Origin of the sequence: Croceibacterium ferulae (genome assembly GCF_003660445.1) — a bacterium.
Taxonomy (GTDB): Bacteria; Pseudomonadota; Alphaproteobacteria; order Sphingomonadales; family Sphingomonadaceae; genus Croceibacterium; species Croceibacterium ferulae.
Window position 1 is genome coordinate 65,008 of record NZ_QZVQ01000001.1, and the last position, 15,529, is coordinate 80,536.

The window sequence follows — 15,529 nt, forward strand, 5'->3', positions numbered from 1 at the left end:
TCAGGCGAGGTTGAGGGTGGTGACGGCCATGTCGATCAGCTTGATGCCCACGAAGGGCGCGACCAGGCCGCCCAGGCCGTAGACAGCCAGGTTGCGCGCCAGCAGCGTGCCCGCATCGCCGGCGCGGTAGTTCACGCCGCGCAGCGCCAACGGCACCAGCAGCGGGATAATGATCGCGTTGAAGATGATCGCGGACAGGATCGCGCTTTCCGGGCTGCCCAGCCGCATCAGGTTCAGTGCGCCCAGGCCCGGATACAGCGCCACGAAGATCGCCGGCAGGACCGCGAAATACTTGGCGACATCGTTGGCGATGGAGAAGGTGGTCAGCGCGCCGCGGGTCATCAGCATCTGTTTCCCCAGCCCCACGATCTCGATCAGCTTGGTCGGGTCGCTGTCCAGGTCGACCATGTTGCCGGCTTCCCGCGCGGCCTGCGTGCCGGTGTTCATGGCGACGCCGACATTGGACTGCGCCAGCGCGGGCGCGTCATTGGTGCCGTCGCCGCACATCGCCACCAGCTTGCCGCCCGCCTGTTCGCGGCGGATCAGGTCCAGCTTGTCCTCCGGCGTGGCCTCCGCCAGGAAATCGTCCACGCCGCTCTCGGCCGCGATGCTGGCGGCGGTCAGCGGATTGTCACCGGTGATCATCACCGTGCGGATGCCCACGCGGCGCAGTTCGCCGAAGCGTTCGCGGATGCCGGCCTTCACGATGTCCTTCAGGTGGACCACGCCCAGCAGCCGCGTGCCGTCTGCCACCGCCAGCGGAGTGCCGCCCGTGCGAGCGATATCCTCGGCCGCGCGGCGCAGCGCATCGGCGCCGGCGGCGTCGGGCAGGCGCCGCAGGATGGCGTCCGTCGCCCCTTTTACCAGTGCGCGGTCACCGATCTGCACGCCCGACACGCGCGTCTGCGAAGTGAAGGCGATCGGCTCCGCCCCGGCCGGCATGCCCTCGCCGCCGGGCAGCAGGCTGTCCGCCAGCACCACGATGGAGCGGCCCTCCGGCGTCTCGTCCGCCAGGCTGGCGAGGCGGGCGGCGGCGATGAGTTCGTGGTCGGCGATGCCGGGCAGCGGGCCGAAGGCGGTTGCCTGCCGGTCGCCGACAGTGATGGTGCCGGTCTTGTCCAGCAGCAGCGTGTCGATGTCGCCCGCCGCCTCCACCGCGCGGCCGGACTTCGCCAGCACGTTGAAACGCACCAGCCGGTCCATGCCGGCGATGCCGATGGCAGACAGCAGCCCGGAAATGGTGGTCGGGATCAGCGTCACGAACAGCGCCACCAGCACCGGCACCGCGATGCTGCCGCCGGCATAGGTGGCAAAGGCGGGCAACGTGCCAACCGCGGTCAGGAAGATCAGGGTCAGCCCGGCCAGCAGGATGGTCAGTGCGATCTCGTTCGGGGTCTTCTGCCGGCTTGCCCCTTCGACCAGCGCGATCATGCGGTCCAGGAAGCCCTGCCCGGCGCCGGCGGTGACACGCACGGTGATCCGGTCGGCGATGACCCGGGTGCCGGCGGTCACGGCGGAACGGTCGCCGCCGCCTTCGCGGATCACGGGCGCGGATTCGCCTGTGATCGCGGCTTCGTTCACCGATGCGACGCCGGCCACCACCTCGCCATCAGCGGGGATCAGGTCGCCGCTGTCGACCAGCACCAGATCGCCGACCGCCAGTTCGTGCGCGGGCACCTGTTGCCAGTCCCCGTCCAGTACGGCCAGCCGCTTGGCGGTGAGGTCCGCCTTGGTCGCCCGCAGGCTGGCCGCCTGCGCCTTGCCACGCCCTTCGGCGATGGCTTCGGCGAAATTGCCGAACAGCACGGTCAGCCACAGCCAGAACACCAGCTGGCCTTCGAAGACCGGATTGCCGGTTCCCCCGGCTAGCCCGCCGATCCACAGCACCGTGGACAGGGTCGCGACAATGGCGGTGACGAACATCACCGGATTGCGGATCAGCACCGCCGGGTTCAGCTTGGCCACGGCATCGCGCGCAGCGGTGGCCAACAAGGGGCCGGTGAACAGGGATCGCGGCTGAGTCATGGGACTGGCTTTCACAGGGTCATGCCGGCGGCGATCTGCGCCTGGTCGGCTATGGGGCCGAGGGCGAGTGCGGGCAGGAAGGTCAGGCCGCCGACGATCAGGATGATCGCGGTCAGCAGGCCGATCCACAGCGCGCCGGTGGTGGGGAAGGAGCCCGGCCCGACCGGCTGGCGCCGCTTGGCCGCCAGACCGCCGGCGATCGCCAGTGCCGGCAGGATCACGCCGAAACGGCCCACGAACATGCCCAACGCCAGCGTAGCGTTGTAGAACGGCGTGTTGCCACTCAAGCCCCCGAAGGCCGAACCATTGTTCGCCACCGCGCTGCTGTAGGCATACAGGATCTCCGTGAAGCCGTGCGGGCCCGCGGCCAGTGGCCCGGCAAGACCCGCCGCCGTGACGCTGGCGATGGCCGTCAGGCCCAGGATCATCAGCGGCAGGATGGCGATGGCGATCACCGCCAGCGTCATCTCCCGCGCCTCGATCTTCTTGCCGACATATTCGGGCGTGCGGCCGACCATCAGCCCGGCGATGAACACGGCCAGGATCGCGTAGATCAGAATGCCGTAGAAGCCCGCCCCCACGCCGCCCACGATCACCTCGCTCAGCTGCATGTTGAACAGCGTGACCAGCCCACCCAGGGGCATGAAGCTGTCGTGCATGCCGATCACCGCACCGCAGGATGCCGCGGTGGTGACGGCGGCAAACAGGGCCGTGGCTGCGATGCCGAAGCGCACCTCCTTGCCCTCCATGTTGGTGGCGAGGCCCAGCAGCGGATTGCCCGCGGCCTCCGCCCAGTAGAGCAGCGTCACGCCCGCCACGAACAGCACCAGCATGGCCGCCAGGATGGTCCAGCCCTGCCGCAAATTGCCCACGGCACGGCCAAAGGTCAGCGTCAGCCCGGCACCCCCCACGAAGATGGTCAGCATCTGCAGCAGGTTCGACAGCGCCGAGGGGTTCTCGAGCGGATGCGCCGAATTGACGTTGAAGAAGCCGCCGCCATTGGTGCCCAGCATCTTGATCGCCAGCTGCGACGCCACTGGACCGACCGCGATGGTCTGCTCCGCGCCCTCCAGCGTGGTGGCGGTGACCGACCCGGCCAGCGTTTGCGGCACGCCCATCGCCACATAGGCCAGCGTCAGCACGATGCAGACCGGCAGCAGCAGCCACAGCGCGATGCGCGACACATCGACCCAGAAATTGCCCAAGGTGGCCACGCCCGACCGGGCCAGCGCACGGATGAAGGCGAATGCGACCGCGATGCCTGTGGCGGCGGACAGGAAGTTCTGCACCGTCAGCCCGGCCATCTGGCTGAAATGCGACAGGGTCGTCTCCCCGCCATAGTTCTGCCAGTTGGTGTTGGTGACGAAGCTGACCGCGGTGTTGAACGCCAGCCAGCTGTCCACCGCCGGCAGCCCCTGCGGGTTCAGCGGCAGCACGCCCTGCAGCTTCAGGATCGCGAACAGCAACGCGATCCCGGCCAGGTTGAACGCCACCACCGCGGCGGCATAGGCGAGCCAGCCCTGTTCCGCCCGGTCGCTGCCGAGCAGCCGGTGCAGCAATGCTTCGCCGTGCAAGGGGCGATCGTCATAGAGGCGGAACAGCACCGCGCCGGCCGGCCGGGCCAGCGCGATGATCATGGCGAGAAACAGACCGATCAGGGTCCAGCCGGCAAGGGTCATCTGCGCGCCCCCGATCAGAACCGTTCAGGGTGCGCGAGCACCGCGACAAGATATGCCAACACCAGCGCTGCGACCGCAGCGCCCAGCCAAAGTTCAAACGACATCACCGACCTCCATTGCAGGGGTCAGATGGCGCCGACCGGCATCAGATTGCGCGGGGCAATCGGGCCGCCAAGCATAAAGGATCCGTAAAGATCGCTGATCGCCGTGTGGACGTGAGCGGCTTTTCTGCAGGCCATGTCGTTCCTGACGCGTACTGCAGGCGGGTGACGAAGGGCAGCTTTCGACGATCGTGAAAGTTGCGTTGGACATCCACAATCGGGCGCATGAAATGCCGACCGCCCGAGTCAGAACAAATGACCAATCACGACGATTGGACTTCTTTGTGGACGTTCGACGCAGCACCTGCGTCCCCCGTAAGCGGAAGCTCATTCATGCTGGTCTGACGCCAGCCAAGATATTGATTGAATTACGTCACACCCTGGACCTGCAATAAGGCAGGCAGCTTCTCTCGTGGCTTGACCAAGTGGCGTACGGTGCCGAGATAAATCCGATGACTGATCCACGGACCACGACATTGTCCTTGCTCGCGTGCCGCGCGCCGGAGGCGACGATCTGCCCGAGCGAGGTGGCGCGCGCGATCTCGGCGAACTGGCGCAGCGCGATGCCTGCGGTCCATGCTGCGGTCGACGGGCTGGTCCGCGACGGGTTGGTGCGGCTGAGCTGGAAAGGACGGACGCTGGCAACCAGATCCGGACCTTACAGGATCGGTCGTCTTGGGGAAAATTGAGGCAGGCCCCCTCTCCCGCTCCCATCGCCGCTGCGCTATCGCGCGAGGATGGCGAGGAAGAAGCGCTACCTGACCGCAACGATGGCCGACGGGTACGTCAAGACGATTGGCCCCACCGCAGCGCCGTTCACGCATTATTGGCGCATCGTCGCGCATCTGCCCGGCGGCAAGACCGAGATGTTCTGGGGTCATGCCACCTCCGCGACGGACGCCGCGAGCAAGGAGGCGCTGACCAAACAAGCGGCGAAGCGGCATGGGTGGAAGGGCTTCGATTTCGAGGCAGTCGCACTTACCGAACACTGACGGCCCGTATCGGAGGCATGCTGCTCGTCCACTCCTCAAGAGCGGACATTCTTTCACCTCGCTTCGTGACTGCTGCCATGGCGCGCCGAGTGCCGGGGAGGCTCAGATTGGGCGGAAAGCGATCGGCCCGCTTTCGAATTCACCCCGGACCTAAGCGGACGCTGGCTCATCTGATGTGGCAGAGCGACTTGTACATTCGGGATCGGACGTGGCGCACCCCGAAGCCGCTTTCTGGTCATGGCCATCCGGCCCGTCTGGTCTTGTGCCAGCAGGTGTTTGCTTGATTGACGGGCAGGTTAATCAGCTTCCAGGCCTCCGATCTGCTGCACTCGCGAGCCAGCGCAGTAGGCTGCGGCGCCGGTATAGCCGTTCAGGGCCACATGTTGACACCTGATCTCATCAGGCATGCTCAGGCTCTCGCCAGCAAGTATGCCAATCTGCCGGGCGCGTCCGTTGATGATTTCCTCGCCAGTCGCCGGCAAGACAGCGGAGAGTAGCTGGGGTATACTGGCGAGCGGCTCGACCTCAGCCCGGACGTCTTGACAGCCTGCGCTTCTCAGCTTCGGACGTTTGTTCAGCTGCCGCGTCGACAGCCCTTACCCGGCGCGACAGGGCGGCCAACTGCAGGTCAGCGGTCACTTCACTTCAGGCTTACTCAGCTCGGACGGGTCGCGTCGCGCGGCTGGATGTCGGCCGCAAACAGCGCGGCGACATGCCGCAGCTTGTCGGGATTGCGCACGATGTAGATGGCGGCGATCTTTCCGTCGTGGACATCCAGGGCTGTGGTCTGAAGCACGTGGCCGCGATCTATGCTGACGAAGCCGGGCAGTCCGTCGATTGTCACCGGCCGGAGCAGGCGCGGCTGGTAGGCGGGCTTGCGCGCGACCCGTTGGAACAAGCGGAACACTCGATCGATGCCGCGGACGACGTTAAGGAAGGCGATCACCTTGCCCCCACCATCGGAGTGGATCGCCACCTCGTTCGCCAGGATGCCGGTGAGTGCCGTCACATCCCCGCTGGTGCTGGCGACGTAGAATGCACGGGCGATCCGCTCCGCCTCTTCGGCCGGCATGCTGAACCGGGGCCGCTCATCCTGCACATGGCGGCGGGCGCGCGAGGCGAGTTGCCGCACTGCCGCCGGCTCTCGCCCCAGCGTGGCGGCGACTTCCGCCAGGGGCATGTCAAACACATCGTGCAGCAGGAAGGCGGCACGCTCGAGCGGAGACAACCGCTCCATCGCCATCATCAGGGTCAGCGTGACATCGTCGGCAACCGCCTCCTCGTCCGTGCTGCCCATCAGCGGTTCCGGCAGCCAAGGGCCGACATAGACCTCGCGCCGGCTACGGGCGGATTTCAGCTGGTCCAGGCACAGTCGCGTAACGATGCGGGTCAGATAGGCGGCGGGTGTATCGACGCCGTCCGTCACCCGCGCCCAGCGCAGCCACGCCTCCTGCATCACATCCTCGGCCTCGCTGACGGAGCCGAGCATGCGGTAGGCGATGCGCAGCAGCCGGGGCCGCTGCGCCTCGAACGTGGCCAAGTGCTGTTCAGGCGGCTTCACGGGCGTCCACCGGATGCCCGGTACGGAAGCCGACCTGCAGCCGGTTCCACACATTGATCGCGCCGATAGCGTAGGTCAGCTGCACCTGCTCCTCTTCCGTGAACTCGAAGGCGAGATCCGTGTACTCCGCATCCGGCGCACCCGTCTCGGCCACGCGGGTCAGCGCTTCGGCCCAGCCGATCGCCGCTCGCTCGCGCGGGGTGAACAGGCTGGACTCCCGCCAGGCCGTCAGCAGGTACAGCTTCATCTCCTCCACGCCCCGTCTGCGCAATGCGGTGGTGTGCATGTGGATGCAATGCGCGCAGCCATTGATCTGCGAGGCACGTAGCTTGACCAGTTCCAGCAGCACCGGATCGAGCCCGGTCTGGTGCAGCGCCGTCTCCAGCGCGACCATCGCCTTCAGGCCGGCGGGGAACAGGTTTTGCGGATTGTCGATGCGGGGCGTCATGGCGATTTCTCCTTGTGAGTGAGCAGCAGGCTCGCTTCCATGACGAGGTGGCCTGGCGCGGTGTGACATGGGTTTGACAAACGGGAGCGTGCGGTGTCGGCTCACCCGCTTCGGCATCGTTCCTTCGATGTCACACCCGAGCCCGGCGCCTCGTCATGCCAGGTAGCGCCGCTGGTTGGCGCCTGGCCGAGGATTACACCATGACCACGACTGCACGTCTGAACTGGTTCGAAGTGGCACCCGCTGGCGCGAAGGCGCTGTCCGGCATCCACCACTACATCACTCACGATACCGATTTGCCGGAGGAGCTGATCCACCTCGTCTTCCTGCGTGTATCGCAGATCAATGGCTGCGCACATTGCATCGACCTGCATACGCGCGACCTGCTCAAGACGATGGCGGCCGACAAGGTGACGCTCGTGCCGGTATGGGCGGAAGTGCCCCACCTGTTCCCCGACCAGTACCGCGCGGCGCTGGCGTGGGCGGAGGAGGTGACGCTGGTGAGCGAAACTCACGCGTCGGACGAGGCCTACGCCGCCGCCGCCGCAGCGTTCGCGCCCAGAGATCTGGTCGACCTTACCTTGGCGATTGCGGCAATGAACGCCTTCAACCGGCTTGGCGCGCCGTTCCGCTTGCCGGTCAAGGCAAGAGCCTGAAGGCAATGGGGCGACCTGGTCAGCCTGCGGGATTATGAATTAGCGCCAAGCCGATCAGCTGCACCGTCATCCGGGCAGTCTATGTGCCGTGGACCTCATCTCGGACGTACAGCGCCGGTCCGCGGGATCCGGTAAGCAGACGGTGGTTCAGACTTTGTGTCCCAGCCGGTGATGGACAGTCGCAGACAGAGAGCTCTTGAACATAAAGCCGGAAGAGCGTCCGCCGTGATTTGACCCGGACGTGGACCTTGCTCGTACCGCCGCGATACATTGGTCGCACGACGCGCCCGGCCCCCTTTATCGGCATAGCCCATCCATGTTCGATGCGTATCTATGTGCATCCGCACTGATCTACCCGCATCCGGCGGCCAGATGCGGGTGCTATGGCCGAGCCTGCTCCTCCTCATGGAGTCCGCTTCCGCCCATCAATTGCTGCAGGAGGTAGACGTTCTGCAGCGCGAGCAGCTTGGCGCGTTGATCATTGTCCACGCCGCCTGAATGGCCGCCGGTCATGTCCTCGTAGTAGTAGTAGGCCTGTCCCATCTGGCTCATCCGCGCCGCTGCCTTGCGCCCATGGGCGGGATGCGTGCGGTCATCGGCGGTGCTGGTGATGAAGAAAGGCGTGGGGAAGTCGGTCTCCTCCGCCAGCTTCTGATAGGGCGAGTAGGGTTCGATCCAGCCGCGCTGTTCCGCGATGCGCGGGTCGCCATATTCCCCGATCCAGGAGGCGCCGCGGCCGATCTCGTGATAGCGCAGCATGTCGAATAGCGGGATCTGCACGATAGCGGCATTGAACAGGTCAGGGCGCTGGGTGAAGGCGGTGCCGACCAGCAATCCGCCTTGGCTGCCACCCTGGATACCCAGATGTTCGGGGCTGGTGATGCCGCGGGCGACAAGATCCTCTGCGATCGCGATGAAATCGTCCCAGGTGCGCTGCTTGTTCTCACGGATGGCGGTCTGGTGCCATTCGGGCCCGAACTCGCCGCCGCCGCGCATATTGCCCAGCACATAGGCGCCACCCCGCTCCAGCCACAGCTTGCCGGTGGTGCCGAGATAGCCGGGCAGTCGCGGAACCTGGAACCCGCCATAGCCCGACAGCAGGGTCGCGGTGGTCCCGTCCATGACCATGCCCTTCGGCTTGACGAGGAAGTAGGGGATCTGCGTCCCGTCGCTGCTCGTCGCCTCGAACTGCTCGACCTCCAGCCCCGCCGCATCGAAGCGTGCAGGACTGGTCTTGATGATCTCGGGCACAGAGCTGCCATCCGAGTAATATAGCGTGGTGGGGGTGAGGAAATCCGTCACCGAATACAGGATCTGGTCGCTCTCGTCGTCGGACGCAGAGACGTTGACGGTGGCGTTTTCGGGAAGCGGGACGCGCCGGCTCACCCATGCGCCATCTTCGTAATCGAAGCGGAGCACCTGCCCCCGCACATTGTCGAGCAGATTGACGAACATCGAATTGGCGGTGATCGCTGCGCCCTGCTTGGTCTGGCGTTCGCCCGGTGCCCATACCAGGGATTTGGCAGCACCATTCGGGTCCGCTTTCCACTCCTCCAGATCGGCCGCTACAAGGGAGTCGGCCGGGAAGGTGCTGCCGCCGGTGGTCCACGGCACGTCCGTGCTGAACAGGATGTGCCCGTCGACGATGCCGAACAGGGCCGACTTCTCCGGCATTTCCAGTCGCACCCATTCGTCGCCGCGCTGGAGATAATAGGCGCGTTCGTGGAAGGAGAGTCCCCGGTAGGCGGTGCGCGCCTGGATCGTGCCGCTGGAGTCGCGCAGAAGGTTCGCGCCTGCCGAGACATCCGTCGGCTCGCCGCGGAACAGCTCGGGCGCATCGGCGATCGGCGTGCCGCGCTTCCACAGCCGGGTCGTGTAGGGGTACAGGCTTTCGGTCAGCGTGCCTTCACCGAAGTCGCGGCTGACAAGCAGCGTATCGTCGTCGATCCAGCTGGCATCGCCCTGGCTTTCGGGAAGAAGGAACCCGCCCTCTACGAAGCTTCGCGTTTCCATGTCGAATTCGCGCAGTTCGTCCGCGTCCTTGCCGCCGTCGGACAGGCCCACCATGCAGCGCCGCCCGTCAGGGGGCAGGCAGCTCATGCCGTGATACACCCATTCACGCCCTTCGTCGCGCGCCAGCTGGTCGATATCGAGAACCGTTTCCCATTGCGGATTGTCGGTCCGGTAACTTTCGAGCGTGGTCAGGCGCAGCAGCCCCTTGGGATTGCGCGCATCCTGCCAGAAGTTCAGCAGCCCGAAGGGTGTGAAGCTGACAAAGGGGATGCGGTCTTCGCTATCGAGAATGGCAAGAGCTTCCGCCTTGAGCGCGGCAAAGCGCGGGTCGGTGCCCAGCGTCTGATCGACCCGCTCATTCTCCGAACGCACCCAAGACAATGCAGGAACGCTGCGGGTTTCCTCCAGCCAGATGAACGGGTCGTTCCCGCTTTCGGCAGGTGTGGAGGACGTCGCCTCATTGGCCATCGTAGTCGGGCTCTCCTGCGCGAGGATGGGCTGCGCGGCCAAGGCAAGTGCCATCCCGATCGCATGCCGCGAAGACTTGTTCATGACCATCTCGTTGCCTCTTCGACCTGTATAAACAAATGCCGTGCCTCGACGTGTCTGTCCGCGCAAGGGCGAACCGGAGAGTGGGCGCCGAATCCCTATTCTGTCGAATTCCGAAGCGATCGAAGTAGAGATCGCGGCCAGCAGCGTTTTGGACCCCATATCATCCCCGGCGTCAGTGCAGCTGGCGGGGAGCGGCGTCAGCCATTCGGCGGTCGGTCTTCCTTGGCGCTCCGCATCCCGACAGTTCTCGCCTATTTGCGGGCACGAGTTGCTGAATGCGGGCCCGGGCTCGCTCAGGACGACATATGAGTAACTGGAAGGGGCTCAACCACCTGTTATTCAAAGCGGTTCAGGGACACAGGATCACGCCAGGTGCGTCTCGCAGAAGCTTTTCGTGGAAGCCTTATTGGTGCTTTAGTTAGGCAAGACAGTCCGCTAGGTTTGTTTCAGCACCACGGTTTTCTGGGGGGAACGGATGCTCGAGCTTGCGAATCTCAGCCACATCTATGCCAACGGCACCAGGGCTTTGGACGACGTGAACCTGTCGATCCCGACCGGCATGTACGGGCTGCTGGGCCCCAACGGTGCTGGCAAGTCGACGCTGATGCGTACGGTCGCCACGCTGCAGACGCCGACCTCCGGCAGCATCCGCTTTGGCGAGATCGATGTCATCTCCCATCCCGAGGCGCTGCGCGAGACGCTGGGTTACCTGCCGCAGGATTTCGGCGTCTATCCGCGCGTCACAGCCTACGACATGCTCGACCACATGGCCGTCCTCAAGGGCGTGGCCACCGCGTCCGACCGCAAGGCGACGGTCGAGACGCTGCTGAACCAGGTCAATCTGTGGGACGTCCGCAAGAAGGCGATCGCCGGCTTTTCCGGCGGCATGCGCCAGCGTTTCGGAATCGCTCAGGCGCTGATCGGCAATCCGCGGCTGATCATCGTCGACGAACCCACCGCCGGCCTCGACCCGGAGGAGCGCAACCGCTTCCTCAACCTCCTGGCGGAGATCGGCGAGAACGTCGTCGTGATCCTGTCCACCCACATCGTCGAGGATGTGGCCGATCTATGCCCCCGCATGGCGGTTCTGGCCGGTGGCCGTATCCGGCTGGAGGGCGCACCGCTCGACCTGATCGCACAGGCGCGCGGCACCGTGTGGGCAAAGGCGATCGCCCGCGACCAACTGGAGGCAGCACGCCTGGAACACGAGGTCATCTCGACGCGCCTGTTCGCCGGCCGCACGATCATCCATATCCTGTCCCCCACCGATCCCGGTGACGGGTTCGCGGCGGTCCCCGGCGGTCTGGAGGACGTGTATTTCGCCACCCTCGCGCGCACCCGGCGCCCGGCGGCGGCGAGCGTTCCCGCCGCTGTCTCGGCCTGAGCGGGGAGACGGCGCCCATGTTCGGCAAGATCGCCCGCTTCGAACTGCGCTACCAGCTCACCAGCCCGGTGTTCTGGGTCGTCGCGGTGCTGTTCTTCCTGTTGACCTTTGGCGCGGTCGCGTCCGAAACGATCACCATCGGCAGCGGCGGCAATGTGTGGAAGAACTCCGCCCAGGCCATCGTCCAGATCCACCTGGTCTTCTCGCTGTTCTTCATGTTCGTCACGACCGCGTTCGTCGCCAACGTGATCGTGCGCGACGATGAATCCGGTTTCGGCCCGATGGTCCGTTCGACCCGCGTTGCCAAGTTCGACTATCTGTTCGGCCGATTTACCGGCGCCTTCCTGGCCGCTGCCGTCGCCTTTCTGGCAATTCCGCTGGCAATCTGGATCGGCAGCTGGATGCCGTGGGTCGACCCCGACACGCTCGGGCCGAACCGGCTGTCGACCTATGCCTATGCCTATTTTCTGCTGGCATTGCCCAACCTGTTCCTGACTGCGGCAATCTTCTTCGCCGTCGCGACCACGACACGCTCGATGATGTACAGCTATCTGGGCGTTGTTGTCTTTCTCGTTCTCTACCTCGTCCTGGTCTCGGTCGCACGGAACCAGCCCGAACTGCGCGACCTCACTGGCTATATCGAACCGTTCGGCGTCGCCGCCTTCAGCAACGCGGTCCAGTACTGGACCGCGGCGGAAGCGAACATCGCCGTGCCAACCTTTACGGGTACGCTGCTGGTCAACCGGCTGGTCGGCCTCGGCATCGGCGCGCTTGCGCTTGTTTTCGCCTACCTCCGCTTCACCTTTACCCAGCGCGGCGCATCGCGCCGCCGCATCCGCCGCGAACAGAAGCGTTCAGCGCGACAGTCGGCGATCCGGCCGACGGTGGTCGACCAGCTGCCGCCCGCCACCCCGCAGGCCGCCGCGGGCGCCCGGTTGTGGAGCCGTACCCGGCTGGAAGTGGCGCAGGTGTTCAAGTCGCCTGCATTTGCCGTGCTGCTGCTCATCGGGCTGTTCAACGCCGGCGCATCGCTGATCCTGGGCAGCGAACTCTACGGCACGGCGGCGCGACCGCTGACCTTTTCGATCATCGCCATCCTCGACGGCAGCTTCGGGATCATCCCGATCATCATCGCGATCTTCTATTCCGGCGAGCTCGTCTGGCGCGACCGCGAACGCAAGATGCACGAGATCGTGGATGCGACCTCACTGCCCAACTGGGCCTATCTGGTGCCTAAGGCCCTGGCGGTGACGCTGGTGCTGATGGCGACGCTGACGGCGGCGATGGTCTTCGCCATGCTGTTCCAGCTGGTCAATGGTGGCGGCGATCTGGCGCCCGGCAAGTACCTCTTGTGGTATCTCCTGCCTGGCACCGTCGACATGGCGCTGATCGCGATCCTCGCCGTCTTCGTCCAGGCGCTCAGCCCGAACAAATATATCGGCTGGGGCATCATGGTGGTTTATCTGGTCGCCACGCTCGTGCTGTCCAATCTTGGCTGGGAACACCCGCTCTACCAGTATGCCCGCGGTCCATCGGCGCAACTGTCCGACATGAACGGCGCGCAGGTTGGTGGCCCCGGCGCCTGGTGGTTCCGCCTTTACTGGAGCGCCTTCGCGCTGATGCTGGCGGTGCTGGCGCATCTGCTGTGGCGGCGCGGAACCGAGACGCGGCTGCGCCCGCGCCTCGCCCGGCTTCCCGCGCGGATGCGCGGCACGCCCGGCGTCGTCTTTGCTGCCGCACTGGTCGTCTTTGCCGCCACGGGCGTCTGGGCCTTCTACAACACCAATGTCCGCAACACCTATCTCACGCGCGAGGATGTCGAGGAGCAGCAAGCCGCCTACGAGCGCAAGTATCTCAGATACGAGACGCTGGCGCAGCCCTCGCTCACCGACGTCAAGCTCGACGTGCGCATCTTCCCCCGTGACCGGCGATTGGCGGTGACCGGGCTCTACCACTACGTCAACGACACCGGCGCACCGCTGGAAGAGCTTCACCTCCGGCTGCCCGACCTCCAGACCAGGCTGGGCGCGGTGGCGGTGCCCGGTGCCCGGCTCGCCATGCGGGACGATGCGCTGCAATACCGGATCTACCGCTTCGACCGGCCGCTCGCGCCCGGCGCGACCGGCACCATCAGCTTCGTCACCAGTCGCGAGCAACAGGGATTTCGTGCCAGCGGCGACGACACTCGGCTGATTGCCAACGGCACCTTCCTGAACAATTCGGAGTTCACGCCGCAGATCGGAATGAACCGCGCGTCGCTTCTCCGGGACCGGGTCGTCCGCCGCAGGCTGGGGCTTCCTGCCGAACTGCGCATGGCCAAGCTGGAGGACGTTTCGGCACGGCAGCGCAACTATGTCGGGGATGCCGATTGGGTCCGATCTGACATCACCGTAGCCACCGATGCCCAGCAGACGCCGATCGCCCCCGGGCGGCGCGTGTCGGACACCGTGTCGGACGGACGCCGCAGCGCGCGCTTCGTCTCGACCGCGCCGATCCTGGCCTTCTTCTCGGTCCAGTCGGCCGATTACGCGGTCAGGGAAGATCGCCTTGGGGACGTCCAGCTCCAGGTCTATCACCACCCCGGCCACGGCTGGAACGTCGACCGGATGCTCTCGGCAATGAAACCGTCGCTGTCCTATTTCGAGCGCGCATTCGGCCCTTATCAGTTCGACTATGCCCGCATCGTCGAATTCCCGGGCTATGCCAGCTTTGCCCAGGCGTTCGCCGGCACGATCCCCTATTCGGAGGCGATCGGCTTCATCGCCGACACGCGCGACCCGGATGCGATCGACTACGTCACCTATGTCACTGCGCACGAACTGGGCCACCAGTACTGGGCGCACCAGCTCATCAGCGCGGACCAGCAAGGCGGCACGTTGCTGGTCGAGACGATGGCGCAATATTCGGCCCTAATGGTGATGAAGCACCTGTATGGCGAGGACAAGATCCGCCGCTTCCTCAAGTACGAGCTCGACAATTACCTGTCTGCCCGCGGGGGGGAGGCGATCGAGGAACTGCCGCTCAACCGGGTCGAGGACCAGCCGTACATCCACTATCGCAAGGGCGCGGTGGTCATGTACCTGCTCCAGGACCGGCTTGGCGAGGGCCGCGTCAACACCATGCTGCGCGGCCTGCTCGATCGCTACCGGTTCAAGGGCGCGCCCTATGCGGCCTCGACCGACCTCGTCGACGGTTTCCGCAGCCTTGCCCGCAATGCTGCCGAACTCCATCTGGTCGACGACCTGCTGACCCGTATCACCATCTACGACCTCAAGGCGAGCACGGCGGTCGTCACCCGCCTGCCCGACGGGCGATATGAAACCGTGCTGACGGTCGATGCGAGCAAGACCTATGCCGACGGCACCGGTCACGAGACGAAGGCGCAGCTGTCCGACAGCATCGACATCGGCTTGTTCACCGCCCGCCCCGGCATCGGCGCGTTCAGCGAGGAGAACGTGATCGCGATGGAACGCCGGCCGGTCGCCACCGGGCAGCAGCAGATCCGGATCATCTCGGCCGGGCGGCCCTCGTTCGCCGGGATCGACCCTTACAACAAGTACATCGACCGCAACGCCGACGACAACGTCGTCGCTGTGGATTAGCCGAGATGCTGCGGCGGCAGGATAGCATAACATGATCTCGTTGACCGCGCGTGTCGCAGTAGCGGCGGCGTCCGGCCTTGACCACGATCGCCACCCTGCCGCCCGGCTGCACACGATCAGTGCTGAGCCCATCATACCCTTCGCCGAAGCCAGACACGACATGGTATGCGAAGATCGCCTGTGGCGCTGTGGAAACAACCCGGCGTCACATCATCCAAGATGCCAGGTCGGATATTCAGAGCCCCCTTATGCTCCCCAACTCCGGACAATCGTTCATGTCGGTTTACCGGGTGCTCACGGCAAGTCAGATCGATTGCAGCCGGGGGAAGCGATCAGCCGACCTGTTCGTGAAGTAGCAAATTGCGCCAATTGAAAGCACGGCGACCAACGTCGACAAGGCGCCGCCGGTTCAGGGCTTCCGCCAGGTGTACGCCGGATGCCGCGCGCTTCCCTGTCGTCGTCCGCCACCTGCCTCGTTCCTGCTACTCGGACAATCCGCGGCTTAAGACTGCCCAC

General features: G+C 65.4%; 11 protein-coding genes. 5 read left to right on the forward strand and 6 right to left on the reverse strand.

Annotated elements, in window-relative coordinates; all coding sequences use genetic code 11:
* From kdpB to D5S08_RS00280, 3 genes are read right to left on the reverse strand one after another with little or no spacing between them, the layout of a single operon-like run.
* Nucleotides 1–2,025, reverse strand: coding sequence for a potassium-transporting ATPase subunit KdpB (gene kdpB, locus D5S08_RS00270; protein ID WP_121114377.1), 2,025 nt, complete (start codon nt 2,023–2,025; stop codon nt 1–3).
* An 11-nt stretch (nt 2,026–2,036) separates the two neighbouring features.
* Nucleotides 2,037–3,704 (reverse strand): potassium-transporting ATPase subunit KdpA, encoded by a 1,668-nt coding sequence (gene kdpA / locus D5S08_RS00275; RefSeq protein ID WP_121114379.1) that lies wholly within the window; start codon nt 3,702–3,704, stop codon nt 2,037–2,039.
* Between the two features lie 14 nt (nt 3,705–3,718).
* On the reverse strand, nt 3,719–3,808 hold the full coding sequence (locus D5S08_RS00280; protein ID WP_121114533.1) for a potassium-transporting ATPase subunit F: 90 nt from the start codon (nt 3,806–3,808) through the stop codon (nt 3,719–3,721).
* Nucleotides 3,809–4,257: 449 nt separating this feature from the next.
* Between D5S08_RS00280 and D5S08_RS00285 the strand changes: the two genes are divergently transcribed.
* Nucleotides 4,258–4,494 (forward strand): DUF3253 domain-containing protein, encoded by a 237-nt coding sequence (locus D5S08_RS00285; RefSeq protein ID WP_121114381.1) that lies wholly within the window; start codon nt 4,258–4,260, stop codon nt 4,492–4,494.
* A gap of 48 nt (nt 4,495–4,542) precedes the next feature.
* On the forward strand, nt 4,543–4,797 hold the full coding sequence (locus D5S08_RS00290) for a hypothetical protein (RefSeq protein ID WP_121114383.1): 255 nt from the start codon (nt 4,543–4,545) through the stop codon (nt 4,795–4,797).
* A 655-nt stretch (nt 4,798–5,452) separates the two neighbouring features.
* Here D5S08_RS00290 and D5S08_RS00300 read toward each other — a convergent pair.
* Both D5S08_RS00300 and D5S08_RS00305 read right to left on the reverse strand, forming a co-directional pair.
* Nucleotides 5,453–6,358 (reverse strand): sigma-70 family RNA polymerase sigma factor, encoded by a 906-nt coding sequence (locus tag D5S08_RS00300; RefSeq protein WP_277750396.1) that lies wholly within the window; start codon nt 6,356–6,358, stop codon nt 5,453–5,455.
* Nucleotides 6,345–6,806, reverse strand: coding sequence for a carboxymuconolactone decarboxylase family protein (locus tag D5S08_RS00305; RefSeq protein WP_121114387.1), 462 nt, complete (start codon nt 6,804–6,806; stop codon nt 6,345–6,347). Before D5S08_RS00305 ends, D5S08_RS00300 begins: the two co-directional genes overlap by 14 nt.
* Before the next feature lie 200 nt (nt 6,807–7,006).
* Here D5S08_RS00305 and D5S08_RS00310 point away from each other — a divergent pair, with 200 nt between their 5' ends.
* Nucleotides 7,007–7,462, forward strand: a complete 456-nt coding sequence (locus D5S08_RS00310) for a carboxymuconolactone decarboxylase family protein (RefSeq protein ID WP_121114535.1) — start codon at nt 7,007–7,009, stop codon at nt 7,460–7,462.
* Nucleotides 7,463–7,843: 381 nt separating this feature from the next.
* Here D5S08_RS00310 and D5S08_RS00315 read toward each other — a convergent pair whose 3' ends face one another.
* Nucleotides 7,844–10,027 carry a prolyl oligopeptidase family serine peptidase gene (locus tag D5S08_RS00315; protein ID WP_121114537.1) on the reverse strand — a complete coding sequence of 728 codons (2,184 nt, stop codon included), beginning with the start codon at nt 10,025–10,027 and terminating at the stop codon, nt 7,844–7,846.
* A 475-nt stretch (nt 10,028–10,502) separates the two neighbouring features.
* On the opposite strand from D5S08_RS00315, the gene D5S08_RS00320 reads away from it, so the two are divergent.
* Entirely contained in the window at nt 10,503–11,411 is a 909-nt protein-coding gene (locus tag D5S08_RS00320) for an ABC transporter ATP-binding protein (RefSeq protein WP_121114389.1), read from the forward strand.
* Nucleotides 11,412–11,428: 17 nt separating this feature from the next.
* Nucleotides 11,429–15,013, forward strand: coding sequence for an ABC transporter permease/M1 family aminopeptidase (locus D5S08_RS00325; protein WP_121114392.1), 3,585 nt, complete (start codon nt 11,429–11,431; stop codon nt 15,011–15,013).
* The last annotated feature ends 516 nt before the right edge of the window (nt 15,014–15,529 follow it).